Source organism: Paraburkholderia steynii, assembly GCF_900100565.1.
Classification (GTDB): domain Bacteria; phylum Pseudomonadota; class Gammaproteobacteria; order Burkholderiales; family Burkholderiaceae; genus Paraburkholderia; species Paraburkholderia terrae.
This window is the reverse complement of record NZ_FNDI01000007.1, coordinates 1-15,670: the sequence shown is the minus strand read 5'-3', so window position 1 is coordinate 15,670 and position 15,670 is coordinate 1. Positions and strand designations below refer to the sequence as shown.

13 protein-coding genes and 1 pseudogene are annotated in these 15,670 nt (G+C 62.9%); 5 read left to right on the top strand and 9 right to left on the bottom strand.

Translation table 11 applies throughout. The annotated features are described in order from the left end of the window. The first annotated feature begins 111 nt into the window (after window positions 1–111). From gatA to BLT65_RS14325, 4 genes are all read left to right on the top strand, one after another. The gene (gatA, locus tag BLT65_RS14340; protein ID WP_091778982.1) at window positions 112–1,605 is read left to right on the top strand and encodes an Asp-tRNA(Asn)/Glu-tRNA(Gln) amidotransferase subunit GatA; all 1,494 of its coding nucleotides are present in this window, start codon (window positions 112–114) and stop codon (window positions 1,603–1,605) included. 2 nt (window positions 1,606–1,607) lie between these two features. Then, window positions 1,608–3,083, top strand: coding sequence for an Asp-tRNA(Asn)/Glu-tRNA(Gln) amidotransferase subunit GatB (gene gatB / locus BLT65_RS14335; RefSeq protein ID WP_042305014.1), 1,476 nt, complete (start codon window positions 1,608–1,610; stop codon window positions 3,081–3,083). Window positions 3,084–3,222: 139 nt separating this feature from the next. Next, complete coding sequence (locus tag BLT65_RS14330; protein WP_091778636.1) at window positions 3,223–4,059, top strand: PPK2 family polyphosphate kinase; 837 nt, start codon at window positions 3,223–3,225, stop codon at window positions 4,057–4,059. A 43-nt stretch (window positions 4,060–4,102) separates the two neighbouring features. Then, on the top strand, window positions 4,103–4,885 hold the full coding sequence (locus BLT65_RS14325) for an exodeoxyribonuclease III (RefSeq protein WP_007582049.1): 783 nt from the start codon (window positions 4,103–4,105) through the stop codon (window positions 4,883–4,885). Window positions 4,886–4,897: 12 nt separating this feature from the next. On the opposite strand, the gene BLT65_RS14320 is transcribed toward BLT65_RS14325, so the two are convergent. From BLT65_RS14320 to argB, 7 genes are all read right to left on the bottom strand, one after another. Continuing rightward, complete coding sequence (locus BLT65_RS14320; RefSeq protein ID WP_091778634.1) at window positions 4,898–6,079, bottom strand: M48 family metallopeptidase; 1,182 nt, start codon at window positions 6,077–6,079, stop codon at window positions 4,898–4,900. Continuing rightward, window positions 6,079–7,473 carry an AmpG family muropeptide MFS transporter gene (locus BLT65_RS14315; RefSeq protein ID WP_091778633.1) on the bottom strand — a complete coding sequence of 465 codons (1,395 nt, stop codon included), beginning with the start codon at window positions 7,471–7,473 and terminating at the stop codon, window positions 6,079–6,081. The genes BLT65_RS14320 and BLT65_RS14315 overlap by 1 nt, the downstream gene beginning before the upstream one ends. 13 nt (window positions 7,474–7,486) lie before the next feature. Continuing rightward, entirely contained in the window at window positions 7,487–8,095 is a 609-nt protein-coding gene (gene metW, locus BLT65_RS14310; protein WP_007582053.1) for a methionine biosynthesis protein MetW, read from the bottom strand. Beyond that, window positions 8,092–9,237: a homoserine O-succinyltransferase MetX gene (gene metX / locus BLT65_RS14305; RefSeq protein ID WP_091778631.1), complete on the bottom strand. Its 1,146-nt coding sequence runs from the start codon at window positions 9,235–9,237 to the stop codon at window positions 8,092–8,094. Before metX ends, metW begins: the two co-directional genes overlap by 4 nt. A gap of 240 nt (window positions 9,238–9,477) precedes the next feature. Continuing rightward, the gene (gene slmA / locus BLT65_RS14300; RefSeq protein ID WP_091778629.1) at window positions 9,478–10,143 is read right to left on the bottom strand and encodes a nucleoid occlusion factor SlmA; all 666 of its coding nucleotides are present in this window, start codon (window positions 10,141–10,143) and stop codon (window positions 9,478–9,480) included. Between the two features lie 14 nt (window positions 10,144–10,157). Further along, window positions 10,158–10,937 carry a pyrimidine 5'-nucleotidase gene (locus tag BLT65_RS14295; RefSeq protein ID WP_091778627.1) on the bottom strand — a complete coding sequence of 260 codons (780 nt, stop codon included), beginning with the start codon at window positions 10,935–10,937 and terminating at the stop codon, window positions 10,158–10,160. Between the two features lie 213 nt (window positions 10,938–11,150). After that, window positions 11,151–12,050 carry an acetylglutamate kinase gene (gene argB, locus BLT65_RS14290; protein WP_007582059.1) on the bottom strand — a complete coding sequence of 300 codons (900 nt, stop codon included), beginning with the start codon at window positions 12,048–12,050 and terminating at the stop codon, window positions 11,151–11,153. Window positions 12,051–12,356: 306 nt separating this feature from the next. Here argB and BLT65_RS14285 point away from each other — a divergent pair, with 306 nt between their 5' ends. Further along, the gene (locus BLT65_RS14285) at window positions 12,357–12,638 is read left to right on the top strand and encodes a cysteine-rich CWC family protein (protein ID WP_425273127.1); all 282 of its coding nucleotides are present in this window, start codon (window positions 12,357–12,359) and stop codon (window positions 12,636–12,638) included. Window positions 12,639–12,669: 31 nt separating this feature from the next. On the opposite strand, the pseudogene BLT65_RS14280 reads toward BLT65_RS14285, so the two are convergent. After that, a pseudogene (locus BLT65_RS14280) lies at window positions 12,670–13,815 on the bottom strand (tetratricopeptide repeat protein); the annotation flags it as partial. Window positions 13,816–13,865: 50 nt separating this feature from the next. After that, entirely contained in the window at window positions 13,866–15,227 is a 1,362-nt protein-coding gene (locus BLT65_RS14275) for an IS110 family RNA-guided transposase (protein WP_091778625.1), read from the bottom strand. Between the last annotated feature and the right edge of the window lie 443 nt (window positions 15,228–15,670).

Here is a 15,670-nt window from a genome sequence, read left to right as displayed (position 1 = left end):
GCGAATCTCGGCGCGCAGCACAACCCGCTCTGTTCGGCCCGGCCCGCCGGCGGGCGGCCGGAAGCCTTCACGGCGGCGCAGCGCGCCGTCGCGCTTTCCAGGAAAAACGCAATGCATGAAAAAAGCTTGACCGAACTGCGCGCCGCGCTCGACGCGAAGCAATGCTCCGCGGTCGAACTGGCGCAGACGTATCTGAAACGCATTGACGATCACAAGGCGCTGAACGCCTTCGTTCACGTCGATGCGCAACAGACGCTCGCGCAGGCGCAAGCCGCCGACGCGCTGATCGCCGCCGGCAACGCCGGTCCGCTGACGGGCCTGCCCATCGCGCACAAGGACGTGTTCGTCACGCGCAACTGGCGCTCCACGGCCGGCTCGAAGATGCTCGAAAACTATACGAGCCCGTTCGATGCAACGGTCGTCGAGCGGATCGCGCGCGCGGGCATGGTGTGCGTCGGCAAGACCAATATGGACGAATTCGCGATGGGTTCGTCGAACGAGAACTCGTACTTCGGCCCGGTGCAGAACCCGTGGGATCGCAAGGCCGTGCCGGGCGGCTCGTCGGGCGGTTCGGCGGCGGCTGTCGCCGCGCGCCTCGCGCCCGCCGCGACGGGCACGGACACGGGCGGTTCGATCCGCCAGCCGGCGTCGTTCACGGGCATTACGGGCATCAAGCCGACGTATGGCCGCGTGTCGCGTTACGGGATGATCGCGTTTGCGTCGTCGCTCGATCAGGGCGGTCCGCTGGCGCAGACGGCCGCCGACTGCGCGCTGCTGCTCAACGCAATGGGCGGCTTCGACGAGCGCGACTCGACGAGCCTCACGCACGATCACGAAAACTACACGCGCTATCTCGGCCAGACATGGTCGGGCGCAGGCAACGTGGCTGACAAGCCGCTCGCGGGCCTGCGCATCGGCTTGCCGAAGGAATACTTCGGCGCGGGCCTTGCCGACGACGTGCGCGCATCGATCGATGCCGCGTTGAAGCAATACGAAGCGCTCGGCGCGACGCTCGTCGAAGTGTCGCTTCCGAAGACGGAACTGTCGATTCCCGTGTACTACGTGATCGCGCCGGCGGAAGCGTCGTCGAACCTGTCGCGTTTCGATGGCGTGCGTTACGGCCATCGCGCGGCCGAGTATCGCGATCTGCTCGACATGTACAAGAAGTCGCGCGCCGAAGGCTTCGGCCCCGAGGTGAAGCGCCGCATTCTGGTCGGCGCGTATGTGCTGTCGCACGGCTACTACGACGCGTACTACCTGCAGGCGCAGAAGATCCGCCGCATCATTGCGCAGGATTTCCAGGAAGCGTTCAAGCAGTGCGACGTGATCATGGGCCCGGTGGCGCCGTCCGTCGCGTGGGATATTGGCGCGAAGGGCGACGATCCCGTGCAGATGTATCTCGCGGATATCTACACGCTGTCGGTGAGCCTCGCCGGTTTGCCGGGTATGAGCGTGCCGTGCGGCTTCGGCGCGGGCGCGAATGCGCAGCGCCCCGTCGGCTTGCAGATCATCGGCAACTATTTCAACGAAGCACGCATGCTGCAAGTGGCGGACGCGTTCCAGCGCGTCACGGACTGGCATCGCAAGGCGCCGGCGGGAGTTTAAGCATGGCAACACAATGGGAAGTCGTTATCGGTCTCGAGACCCACGCGCAGTTGTCGACGGTCTCGAAGATTTTCTCGGGCGCAGCCACGCAGTTCGGCGCCGCGCCGAACACGCAGGCCTGCGCCGTCGATCTGGCGTTGCCGGGCGTGCTGCCTGTGATGAACAGGGGCGCTGTCGAGCGCGCGATCCAGTTCGGTCTCGCCATCGACGCAACGATCGCGCCGCGCAGCATCTTCGCGCGCAAGAACTACTTCTACCCTGATCTGCCGAAGGGCTATCAGATCAGCCAGTACGAAATCCCCGTCGTGCAGGGCGGCCAGATCACGATTCAGGTGCCGGCCAATGAAAAGGCCGGCAAGGAAGCGTACGAAAAGACCGTCAACCTGACACGCGCCCACCTCGAAGAAGATGCGGGCAAGTCGCTGCACGAAGACTTTGCGGGCATGACGGGCATCGACCTGAATCGCGCGGGCACGCCGCTGCTCGAAATCGTTACCGAGCCGGAAATGCGTAGCGCAGCGGAAGCGGTTGCGTATGCGAAGGCGTTGCACGGTCTCGTCGTGTGGCTCGGCATTTGCGACGGCAACATGCAGGAAGGCTCGTTCCGCTGCGACGCGAACGTGTCGGTGCGCCCCGTCGGCCAGAAGGAATTCGGCACGCGCGCCGAGATCAAGAACCTGAACTCGTTCCGCTTCCTCGAAGAAGCGATCCAGTACGAAGTGCGTCGTCAGATCGAACTGATCGAAGACGGCGGCACGGTGGTGCAGGAAACGCGTCTGTACGATCCCGACAAGCGCGAAACCCGTTCGATGCGCAGCAAGGAGGACGCGCACGATTACCGCTATTTCCCCGATCCCGATCTGATGCCGCTGGTGATCGATTCGTCGTGGGTCGAGCGCGTGCGGGGCGAACTGCCGGAACTGCCGGCGGCGATGCAGCAGCGTTTCGTCGAGCAATACGGTCTGACGCCGTACGATGCAGGCGTCGTCACGTCGAGCAAGGCGATGGCCGCATACTACGAAGCCGTTGTCGCGAAGGTCGGTGCAGCGCAGGCGAAAGTCGCGGCGAACTGGCTGATGGGCGAAGTGTCGTCGCAACTGAACCGCGAAGACCTCGACATCGCTAACAGCCCGGTGTCGGCTGCGCAACTCGCGCTCGTTCTGCAACGCATCGCCGACGGTACGATCTCGAACAAGATCGCGAAGGAAATCTTCCTCGCGATCTGGGAAGAGAAAGCCACGGATGACACCGCCGCCGACCGCATCATCGAAGCGAAGGGTCTCAAGCAGATTTCGGATACGGGCGCGCTCGAAGCGATCATCGACGAAGTGCTCGCCGCGAACCAGAAGTCGGTCGAGGAATTCCGCGCGGGCAAGGAGAAGGCGTTCAACGCACTGATCGGCCAGGCGATGAAGGCGACCAAGGGCAAGGCGAATCCGCAGCAGGTCAACGAGCTGTTGAAGAAGAAGCTGGGCTGAGTGTCGTAGTGGTATCGGCTTTCGTGTGCGGCATGTCGCATGCGAAGGCCATGACGGGCTGTTGTCGCATCGAAAGTCGCGCAACGGCCCGTTTGCTTTTCCATTCGACGTGACTGCACGGCGCACAGGAGGAACAACGATGGCTAAGAAGAACGAGCTCGACGAATATCGCGTGCCCTTTTTCGACGGGAACGACAAGGCGAAGTTTTCACTCCCCAGCATCGATCCGTCCTCGAAGCCGTTTACGACGGGATCGAAAGATACCGACCGCGAACGGCTCGCCGAGATCGGCGCGGCGCTGGATGCTCAGCAGGAGCGCCTGCACGCGCAGCGCGTGCAGCGCGTTCTGCTCGTGCTGCAAGGCATGGACACGAGCGGCAAGGACGGCACGATCCGCGCGGTGTTTCATGAAGTCGATCCGCTCGGTCTGCGCATCGTGCCGTTCAAGGCGCCCACACTCACCGAGCTTGCGCACGACTTCCTGTGGCGCGTCCATTCGCAGGCGCCCGCCGCCGGCGAACTGACGATCTTCAACCGCAGCCATTACGAAGACGTGCTCGTGCCTGTCGTGCTCGGTTCGATCGACAAAGATGCACGCCTGCGCCGCTACCGGCACATTCGCGATTTCGAGCTGATGCTTGCGCAGAACGGCACGACGATCATCAAATGCATGCTGCACATTTCGAAGGACGAGCAGCGCGAGCGCTTGCAAGCGCGTATCGACGATCCGACCAAGCACTGGAAATTCGACGTCTCCGATCTCGACGCACGCAAGCTGTGGGACAAGTATCAGGACGCGTACGAGGAAGCGCTCGCCGCGACGTCGACGGATTACGCGCCGTGGTACGTGATTCCCGCGGATTCGAAGACGCATCGCAACGTGATGGTCGGCGAATTGCTGCTGCGCGCGTTCGAGTCGTTGAAGCTCGAATTCCCGCCCGCGAAAGAATCGCTGAAGGGCGTGATAGTCGAATGATTTTCACCTTGTCGAATAGACGAAAACATAACGAAGGAAAAACATGTTGCGTGTGATCACCGCCAACCTGAACGGCATCCGTTCGGCGGCCAAGAAGGGCTTTTTCGAGTGGTTCGGCGAGCAGAAAGCCGACGTCGTGTGCGTACAGGAAATCAAATGCTCGCAGGACGACATGACGCCTGAATTCCTCGCGCCGCACGGTTTCACCGGCTATTTCCAGCATGCGGTGAAGAAGGGTTACAGCGGCGCGGGTCTCTATACGCGTCACGAGCCGGATGAGGTCATCATCGGCTTCGGCAGCGAAGAGTTCGATCCCGAAGGTCGCTACGTGGAAGCGCGCTTCGGCAATCTGTCGGTGATTTCGGTGTATGTGCCGTCGGGTTCGAGCGGCGACGAACGTCAGCAGGCGAAGTACCGCTTCATGGACGAGTTCATGCCGCATCTCACGGAGTTGTCGAAAGAGCGCGAAGTGATCGTGTGCGGCGACGTGAACATCGTACACAAGGAAATCGACATCAAGAACTGGAAGGGCAACCAGAAGAACTCGGGCTGCCTGCCGGAAGAACGCGCGTGGCTCACGAAGCTGTTCGACGATGTCGGCTACGTGGACGTGTTCCGCACGCTCGACCAGCGGCCGGAGCAATACACGTGGTGGAGCAATCGCGGCCAGGCGTATGCGAAGAACGTGGGGTGGCGTATCGATTACCAGATCGCGACGCCGGGCATTGCGGCGACGGCGAAGCGCGTCGACGTGTTCCGCGATATCAAGTTCAGCGATCACGCGCCCGTGACCGTCGACTACGCGCACAAGATCGCGAAGAAATAAACGAAAGCGGCGTCAGTCGGTCGTGGTCGTACGACGCGGTCGGCCGATGCCCGCATAGTCGGGCAACGCATCGACGGTCTTGCCGACGGCTTTCGCGTACAGCGGCAGCATGTCGGCGAGCCGCTTCATGATGTCGGCGCGGCGTGTCGGGTTGTACGGGTGTACGTAGATGAAGCCCTGATCGCGGTTGTTGCGCGTCGCGACGGCCAGCTTGTCCCATAGCGTGATCGCCGCGCGCGGATCGTAACCGGCACGCGATGCAATGTCGCTGCCGATCACATCGGCTTCCGTTTCGTCGGCGCGTTCGTACTTCATTTCCAGCAACTGCGTGCCGATGCCGAGCGGCGCTTCGCCGAGATCGGCGAGGCCGAAGAGTTGCGGAATCGTCCCCGATCCAAGTTGCGCGGCCTGCTGTTCGCCTAGACGCTCGCGCGCGTGCTCACGCAGCGCGTGCGCGATTTCATGGCCGAGCAGCATGCCGAGTTCGTTGTCGTTGGGCTTGACCTTGTCGAGCATGCCGCCATACACGACGATCTTGCCGCCTGGCAGACAGTACACACGAATGTCCGGCGAACGCAGCACCGCGATATCCCACTTCCAGTTCTTCGCGCGGTCGTTCCATTTCAGCGAATACGGAACCAGCTTGTCGACGATCGCCTGCACGCGCTTTACGTGCGCGTCCGATGACGGATAGAGCCGGCTCATGTGCTCTGCGCCGCGTGCGATCTGATCGAACTCCTCAGCCGATTGCGCTTCGAGCATCGGCGACGGAATCAGATTGCGGAACACCGCATAGCCGCCATAGCGCAGTTGCTGGTTCGGCATGAAAGGCGGTGGCAGCGCGGGCGTGGGTGCCGGCGTGCGAGCCGTCACGGGCGTTGGCGGCGTCGCCGTGCCTGCGTTCGACGGCGCGGATGGGCTGGACGTGGCGGACGGCGCATCTGACTTTGGCGTGGAAGGCGTCGAAGGAGTGGATGGCGCAGCAGGCGCGTTTGCAGCGGGCGGCGCGCTGACGTTCGACGTCGATTCGGTCGCGTGCGCTTGCCACGGCGACGTCACGCCGAACGCCGCGCACGCGGCGAGAACGGCGAGATGCAGCGCACGGGTGCGCCCGCGCATGCGATATGCAGGCGATCGACGGGAAACGGCGCGCGAAGCCGGACCAATGGCAGCGCGCCGCGACGCAAACACCATCACGACTGCTTTCTCCAAGGGGCGATCCGGAACAACAGTAGCATGCCCGGTATAGCAAGCGCCGTGCAGACCAGGAAGTAGTGGAACCAGCCGATCTGCGCGACCGCGAAGCCGCTTGCCGCCGACGCCAGCGTGCGCGGCACGGAAGCCAGCGACGTGAAGAGCGCGAACTGCGTCGCCGTATAGCGCGGGTCGGTCGTGCTCGCGATATACGCGGTGAATGCGGCGAGCGTGAGGCCTGTCGTGAATGTCTCGAAGCCGTACACGAGCGCGAGCGCGACCGACATCGGATCGAGTTGCACCGTCCAGCCGACGCCGAGCAACGACAGCAGTTTCGTCGTGCCCGTGCTGAGCGCAACGGCGATGTCGTACACGACGGTGAGTCCCGGCGACGTCGGCCCGACATGCGCGAGCCACGCGAAGCCGAGCGTCGACACCATCTGCAGGATGCCGAAGATCCACAAGCCGCGACCGATGCCGATGCGCATCAGCGCAATCCCGCCGATGATGCCGCCCGCCAGACTCGCGCCGAACGCCGTCGTCTTCGCGATCACGCCGATCTGCGTGCGCGAAAAGCCGATGTCGAGAAAGAACGACGTGGACAGCGTGGTCGCCATCGTATCGCCGAGCTTGTACAGGAAGATGAAGCCGAGCACGAACAGCGCGCCGCGCCAGCCGTCGCGCAGAATGAATTCGCGGAAGGGCTCGACGATCGCTTCGCGCAGGTTTCTGGGCGGCGCGCCGTGTACTTCGGGTTCTTTCACGACGAGCGTCATCACCATGCCGGGCAGCATGAAAGCGGCCGTCACGATGAACACGGTCGCCCACGGCAGATGGTCGGAGAGAATCAGCGCGAGCGAACCGGGCACGAGCGCCGCGATCTTGTACGCGTTCACGTGTACGGCGTTGCCGAGGCCTTGCTCGGTGTCGTGCAGCAGTTCGCGCCGATACGCGTCGATCACGATATCCGAGCTTGCGCCGAAGAACGCGACGAGCGCGGTCAGTGCGGCAACCGTCCAGATCGAATCGCGCGGCGAGACGATGCCGAGCGACGCGATCGCGCCGGCGACCAGAATCTGCGTGAAGAGCATCCAGCCGCGCCGGCGGCCTGGCCGCCAGCCGGGCAGACGCGGCACGTAACGGTCCATCAGCGGCGCCCAGAGGAATTTCCACGTATAGGGAAACTGGATCAGCGCAAACAGGCCGATTTCCTTCAGGTTCACGCCTTCTGAGCGCAGCCAGGCCTGGACGAGATAGACGAGGGTGAACAGCGGCAACCCCGACGTGAAGCCGAGGAAAACGCAGATCAGCATGCGCGCGTTGAGAAACGCGCGCCAGCCGGGATGTTCTTCGTGAGCGGTTAGTGCAGGCGCCTCGTGTGGCGGGTTCGACATGAGATGAGTGACGTTAGCTTTTCTTGACGCGATAGACCGCAAGACTACCACGCCAGTTCACGCCCCATCGCACCTGCTGGCCGCCATGCAACACGACTCGATCGAGAATCTCGATGCCGACTTCCGGCGCGAGCGCCTCGAAATCCTTGATGGTCAGCACGCGCACGTTCGGCGTGTTGTGCCACTGATAAGGCAGCGACTTCGACACGGGCATGCGTCCCTGCAAAACGGACAGCCGGTGTGTCCAGAATCCGAAATTTGGGAACGAAACAATGCATTCCTTGCCGACACGCACCGTCTCGCGCAGGATCGCGGCCGTCTGGTGAATGGTCTGCAGCGTTTGAGAAAGGATCGCAAAATCGAAGCTGCCGTCCTCGAACAGGCGCAAGCCGTCTTCCAGATTCTGCTGGATCACGTTGATGCCGTTCTTCGTCGAAGCAAGCACGCCGGCATCGTTGATCTCGATGCCGTAGCCCGTCACTTCGAGCTCTTCCATCAGCAGCGACAGCAGCGAGCCGTCGCCGCAGCCGAGATCGAGCACCGTTCCGCGTGGCTCGACCCAGCGGGCAATCGCGCGGAAATCCGGTCGCGTCGCAAGATAATCGAGAGCGCGCTGGTTCATGCGTTGACCTCTGCAGCAATGCGTTCGTAGTAGGCGCGCATCAGGTTGTGATAGCGCGCGTCGTCGAGGAGAAAGGCGTCGTGGCCGTGCGGCGCGTCGATTTCGCCGTACGTGACCTGGCGCTTGTGATCGAGCAGCGCCTTCACCAGCTCGCGCGAGCGCGCGGGCGCGAAACGCCAGTCGGTCGTGAAGCTCGCGATCAGATACTTCGCCTTCGTATGCGCGAGTGCCGCAGTGAGATCGCCGTCATACGCCTTGGCGGGATCGAAGTAATCGAGCGCGCGCGTGATCAGCAGATACGTGTTCGCGTCGAAGTAGTCGGCGAACTTGTCGCCCTGGTAGCGTAGATACGATTCCACTTCGAACTCGACGTCGAAGTTGAAGTTGTAGGCGTCTTCGGCGCCTTCCGCGCGACGCAGCGCGCGGCCGAACTTCGCGGCCATGTCGTCGTCGGACAGATACGTGATGTGGCCGATCATCCGCGCGACGCGCAAGCCGCGCTTCGGCTTCACGCCGTGCGCGTAGTAGTTGCCGCCGTGAAAGTCCGGGTCCGACAGGATCGACGAGCGCGCCACTTCGTTGAACGCGATGTTTTGCGCGGAGAGCTTCGGCGTCGATGCAACGACGATGCAATGCGCGACCCGGTCCGGATACATCATGCTCCACGCGAGCGCCTGCATGCCGCCGAGACTGCCGCCCATCACGGCTGCGAATTTCTCGATGCCGAACGTGTCGGCGACGAGCGCCTGCGCGTTCACCCAGTCTTCGACCGTCACGACAGGGAAACTCGCGCCGTATGGACGGCCCGTCGACGGATCGATGCTCATCGGGCCCGTCGAGCCGAAGCACGAACCGAGGTTGTTCACGCCGATCACGAAGAAGCGGTTGGTGTCGAGCGGCTTGCCCGGGCCGACCATGTTGTCCCACCAGCCGACGTTCTTAGGATCATCCGCGTAGACGCCCGCCACGTGATGCGACGCGTTGAGCGCGTGGCATACGAGCACGGCATTGCTGCGCGCGGCGTTGAGCGTGCCGTACGTTTCGACGACGAGGTCGTAGTTCGCGAGCGAGCTGCCGTTCTGCAGGCGCAGCGGCTCGGAGAAATGCATTGTTTGTGGAGTGACGATCCCGATCGATTCCATTCATTCCGCCTTCTGACATGGGGCGGCTAAATGGTGTCGGCGATGGCGCGGAAGGAGCGTGTGCGCGGCTGACGACCTCTTTAGCCGCATTTATAGTGAACCGGGATGGATGAACTCCATCCGCTGGTTCGCGCGCCCGCAATCGAGTCAGCAAATCGGCGCGTTGTGCAATTCTGGACCGTCAAGAACGGTCAAGCGCAGAGTATAGCGGAAAATGCGCTGCGTCTGCGTTGGGCCGCCCTACTGGAGGATGAGGCGCAATTGCGCGTCGGCCTGTTCGATCGGCGCGCGCGAGAAGCCGCTGCGCACGAAGCGATGCCAGCGCCCGATGATGTAGCTGAGCAACAGGCTCGCGCGCGCCACGGGATCGTAGTCGGCGGGCAGCGGGATCGCACTGTGTTCGGCGTGGCTCGACGCGTCCATCAAGCCGAGCCGCAGACATTGCTTGAGCGAGGCCTCGACGCGCTCGAGCAACTGGTTGACCCGCTCGGTGAGCCGCTCGTGTTCGCCGACGAGCGCTTCGCAGGTCAGCACGCGTGTCATGCCCGGATTCTTCGCTGAAAAATTGAGCAGCATGAGCGCGATCGCGCGCGCCTGCAGCACGCCGTTCGGCTCTTTCGCGATGATCTGGTTGATGAGCCCGAAGAGCGTCTGCTCGATGAACTCGATCAGCCCTTCGAACATCTGCGCCTTGCTTGCGAAATGGCGGTACAGCGCTGCTTCCGACACGCCGATACGCGCGGCCAGCGCCGCCGTGGTGATTTTTTCGTTCTTCGGCGCCTCCAGCATCGCGGCCAGCGTCTGGAGGATATGCACGCGCCGCTCGCCCGGTTTCAGGCGCGTCGAGCGCGGTGCGGCGGCTTGATCCTCGGTTACGTCCTCGTCATGCTTGCGGATAGGCTGCATGTCTGTCGTCCCTGTTATCGCCAGGCCGGATGCTCCGTGAGTGGTTCGATCGGCCTTCCTGGGCGAGTGCCCAGTCTCAACGATTTTAGCGAACGAATGCGGCTGTCGACATAGTGCGGGCGACCCGTGCCCGGCAGTCGCGCAAGCGAGCCGTCCGCGCGCGCCGCCCGCGGCAGGTGGCCGACGATCCACACCGTGCGGATGCCGAGCCGCCGGTAGTTCTTCAAATGGCTGCGCGTGTCTTCGACGAGCACCGCGTCCGAGAGACGGACGTGCGCGTCGCGCATCGCACGGCGCAGCATCGCGTGATCGGGCTTGGCGCGCCAGTAGCGGCGGTCGCGCATATGCTCGATGGCTATCACGCGCTCGAACAGCCGCTCGATGCCCAGCTCTTTCAGCACGTCGAGCGCATACGCTTCGGGTGCATTGGTCAGCACGATCTTGCGGCCGGGCAGCGCGTCGACGAGACGTTTCAGGCCGCGTTCGCTGCGCAGCATCGCGCGCAGATCGGGAAACGTGTGGACGTATTCCAGGAAGTCGTGCGCATCGACGTCATGATGGCGCGTGAGCCCGAGCAGCGCCGCGCCGTAGCGCTGCGTGTAGCCGGTGCGCAGACGGTTCGCTTCGTCGCGCTCGACTTGCAGCGCGTCGATGATGTACTGCGTCATCGCGGTGTTGATCGCCGGGAAGATCGCGTGCGACGCGTGATGCAGCGTGTTGTCGAGATCGAACAGCCAGACGGGCGTGCCGGCGTGAATCTGCGGCCGACGGCGCTTCGGACGGAAAGTGCGCATGATGTTGCGGCGTGGTAGATATCAAGCGCGCGAGGCGGTCCGCTGCCGTGCAAGACGGGCGGCGCGCGATGCGTGCAATGGAAAAGCTTGAGACAGCGCAGGACACTGCGCGAAAGACCGAAGGCCAGTATGCCTTCTGCGAAGCACGGCGGCCAGCGTGCCGTGCTTCGCGTGATGCGTGAGCCTGCGTGATGCGTGACGTGACGACCGCGCTCAGTGCGAGCGGATCATCGTGCCGAACGGCTGCTCCGTCAAAATTTCGAGCAGCACGGAATGCTCGATGCGGCCGTCGATGATATGCACCGAACGCACGCCGCTCTTCGCGGCGTCGAGCGCCGACGAGATTTTCGGCAGCATGCCGCCCGAGATCGTGCCGTCGGCGAACAGCGAGTCGATTTCGCGCGCGGACAGATCGGTCAGCAGCGTGCCTTCCTTGTCCATCACGCCCGGGATGTTCGTCATCATGACGAGCTTCTCGGCGTTCAGCACGACGGCCAGCTTGCCCGCGACGAGGTCCGCGTTGATGTTGTACGACAGACCGTCTTCGCCGAAGCCGATCGGCGAAATGACGGGGATGAACGCGTCGTCCTGCAACGCCTTCACGACCGCCGGGTTGATCGCCTCGACTTCGCCGACTTGTCCGATATCGATGTACTGACCGGGGTTGTCGCGGTCCGGCATCAGCAGCTTGCGCGCGTGGATCAGGCCGCCGTCCTTGCCCGTCAGACCGACTGCGTGACCGCCGAAGTGGTTGATCAGCGTGACGATGTCCTGCTGCACTTCACCGCCCAGCACCCATTCGACGACTTCCATCGTCTCTTCGTCGGTGACGCGCATGCCCTGGATGAACGTGCCCTGTTTGCCGATCTTCTTCAACGCCTGATCGATCTGCGGACCGCCCCCATGCACGATCACCGGGTTGATGCCGACCAGCTTCAGCAGGATCACGTCTCGCGCGAAGCCCTGTTTCAGGCGCTCTTCCGTCATCGCGTTGCCGCCGTATTTGATGACGACGGTCTTGCCGTGGTACTGGCGGATATAGGGCAGCGCCTCGGCGAGAATTTCAGCCTTCAGCGTGGGGGCGATCTGGGACAGGTCGGGAGTCTCGGACATGGCGGCGGCTCGGACACGGAAACGGTGAAAACAAGGCCGGATTGTACACAACTGGCGCGGTGCAATAGTGAAACTGATGTGTGCCGTCGCGGGGATCGTGGCCGTTGTGCCGCAGTGCGGAAAAGCGGATTTCGCCGCCAACGGACGCGTGATTCACGCTGCAATTTGCAGCGGTGCAACGGAAGGTTTGGGCCATTGCCCGGCTGGTTAGTTCGCGCGCGCAACTGGAAAGGCCGGCCATTTTTGCAAACGAGTGAATCGGCGGCGAGCGGGCAGGCGTTTTGCTGACTCGCCGGAAGTGGCATCATGTTTGAATCCACTGACCGGTTTCATCTCGCTGTCATGAACCCGTCCCCATCCGAATCGATTGGATCTTCCGCAACGTCGAGCGCTCGCTGTCCGCGCTGCCGCCGTGTGTTCGACTGCGGCGCGCGTGGCGGCCGTGAAGCGTGCTGGTGCGTATCGATGCCGGCGATGCCCACCGACGCGCTCGACGCCAGCACCGGCTGCCTATGCCCCGAATGTCTCGCCGATGCAATCGCGCGGACGCGCGTAATGGAAGGAAGCGCCGCGCCCGCGCCGGACTGAAGCATCCCCGGCGAGCGGGCGTGGTACGAGGCTATGTGCGCGAATCCGCCAGCGCCGCAAGATCGCGCGTCAGTTTGTCGAACACAGGCTCCCACTGCGCAAACTGCGGCTGCCGGTACAAGCTCGCGCTCGGATACCACGGGCTGTCGGTGCGATCGAGCAGCCAGACCCAATGCGGATTGACATCGAGCAACACCCACGTGCGCTGCCCGATTGCACCGCTCAGATGCGCGACGGACGTGCATACGGTGACCACCAGATCGAGCGCGCCGAGATAGGCGGCAGTGTCGTCGAAGGTTTTGAATTCGGCCGTGTGGTCGGCGATATCCAGTCCTGCCGTGCGGGCTGCCGCCACTTCGGCTGCGGCGCCGGGCTGCAGCGAATAGAAGGCGACGTTGTCGAGCTCGCGGAAGGCGTCGACATAGCGTTCCAGGCCGACGCGGCGGTACGGATTGCGTTGATGTCCGTGGCTGCCCGTCCACACGAGTCCGACCTTCAGCCGCTTTTCGCCGACGAGGCGATGACGCCATGCGTCGACGGCTAGCGGATCGGCTTGCAGATATGGAACAGTCGACGGGATCGTTTCTTCGCGCGTATCGAACAGCAAAGGCAGCGAGAGCAGTGAGACTTCATAATCGAACTTCGGCAACTGCTCGACGCCGCCGCCCAGTGTGAACTCGTCGGCATGTTGCGCGAGCGAGCGTCCGAGCAGCGCGCCCATCTGCGGAAACGAGTTCCACGCAAGACGTCCGCCTTCGCGATGCACGCGCTCGGCCAGCAACGGAACATAGCGGCAGAATTGCAGCAGATCGCCCATCCCCTGTTCGCCCCAAAGCAGCAGTGTCTTGCCTGCCAGCGATTCGCCGCGCCAGGCGGGCCCTTCCAGCACCGGTCGTTTGCCTGCCAGTTCCTTCGATCCGTCCCAGCGCGCTTCGTGCTCGCGCCAGCCGTCGGCGTAATTGCCGCGCAGCAGGTGGATCATGCTCAGGTTGGACAGGTGCGACGGCGTGTCCGGCGCGGCGCGGTGCGCGGCCAACGTGAAGCGCTCGGCGTTTTCCCATTGCTGCGCTTCGCGCAGTGTCTGCCCGTGATTGCCGAGCACGACCGGGTTGTCAGGCTGAAGTTCGACTGCGCGCCGCTCGGCTTCGAGCGCGCTGTCGAGGTCGAAGCGGGCGAGGTGATCTCGTACCGACTGTCAACGCTTATTCGCGGCCTCGAAACGAGGTTCTACGCCGGTTCTGGCATGGGCTGGTTCCTGCGAGACTGGCGGACTTCGAGTGGCACTGTGAATTGCGCAGCAACGATACGCTTGCCCTCTTGAACGGTAATCGCGTTACCCTCCTGATCTCGAAGCACGTACGGCTCGCCGGTCTTCAGCACACGATAGATCCGGTTGATCAAACGCGTAGCAACTGCGCATATGGCCTGCTTGTGGTGATGCCCCTTGTTCACCATGAGGCGCCAGTACACGGCGGCAAGATCTGGATCGATCTTGCGTGCGACGTCCGCGGCGATGTACAGCGCCCGCTTGACGCGATCGCTACCGCTCTTTGTCAGCCTCTGCCCGGGCTTCTCTATGCCACCAGATGAACTTCTGGTTGGGAACATGCCGCAGAAGCCACGGATGTGATCCTCGTTACGGAAGCGTTTCGCGTAGCCGAGTACGCCGATGAGCAAGGGAGCCAGGGTCGCCCCAATGCCGGGGATGGTTCGAAGCGCATTGGACGGATGCACCCGCTGATAGATCTGTTCTACCTCACGCTCGATCGCGCTGACGTGACGATCCCACAATCGCAAATGTTCGACTTCCTGTGCCACCTCGAATTGCAGTGCAACGAAATCGACACTATCACCGTGGAGCTCGATGGTCTCCTCGGCAGCTGACTTGAGCTTCTCAACCAGCGAATCGATAAAGGGGCCGCTCTTGGGATGATTGCCTGAAGCGTGTCGCGACAGAAATCGGGCGAGCACATCGCGCCGCATGGCGACAACCTTGCGCGGATCGAATAGCTCGCCGAGAATTGCCAACGTGATCTGCGTCACTGTATCGGGTAACACAGGCTCAAGGGCCGGACAGGCCCAGCGGACGAGGTCAAGAACGCGGCGCCGCGCGGAACATACTAGTTCCTGATAGCGGTGACGTTGCTTGGTCAGTCGCTGTAGTGCATGTTGCTCGGGCCCGGGCACATGAACGGGGTCGAGGCCACGACCACCAAAGCCGGGTATTGCGCCCAATACATGCGCATCGGCCGCATCGGTCTTGGCATGCTCGCTGAGGTATTTGCGCAACGCCTTCACGCGCTGTCCCTTGACTCGAATGACCTTGATTCCGGCACGCTGCAGCCAGTTCGCCACCGGAAACCAAGCCATGCCGGTTGGTTCCATCACTGCCGTGATTGGCGTTTCCGCACCGACGCCGCTCTTGATGGCTGACACGAAACGCCTGAGGTCGGTTGAAGTCAAACGAAAGCGGATTGGTTTGCCAATCGCACGGCCATCATCAAAGATCTGCGCGACCTGTACCGCGCTGATTGCCAGATCGATGCCGACGGTTCGGTGGCGCACCGGTGCATTGCTGATAAAAGCCATGAGTTATTGTTCTCCTTATCGACGAATCAGAGGGCTCGATGCCGGGCAGCACTGCCAGGTGTTTCATTCGTGGCCGCTTGAACTTTGCAGATTCATGCGCCACCATCTCGTTACTCTTGCCTGCGCCAGCCCGAACCCTGCAACCATGGGCTTCACGTCGTCGGGACGAACTTTGCGGGCTCTCCCACGTTCTTGAGGTCGCTGGGCTCGGTGCCCGCCGGCAAGGGTACAGCGAGGGTGCAGGCGGAGTTGAACGGCGAGTCAGAATCGACATAAGCTCGGCCTCATACTCTTGCCCCTCGCCGTTCGCCCTGCGCCCGGACTCAGATAGAAAAACTATGAATTCGATGCGAAGTCGACCCGCGATCACTTCGTCGAGGCACCTTGCAGCCCCATCATCGACTTGCCCCTCGGCGTCAACTCCGCACCGCTATAGATACCTG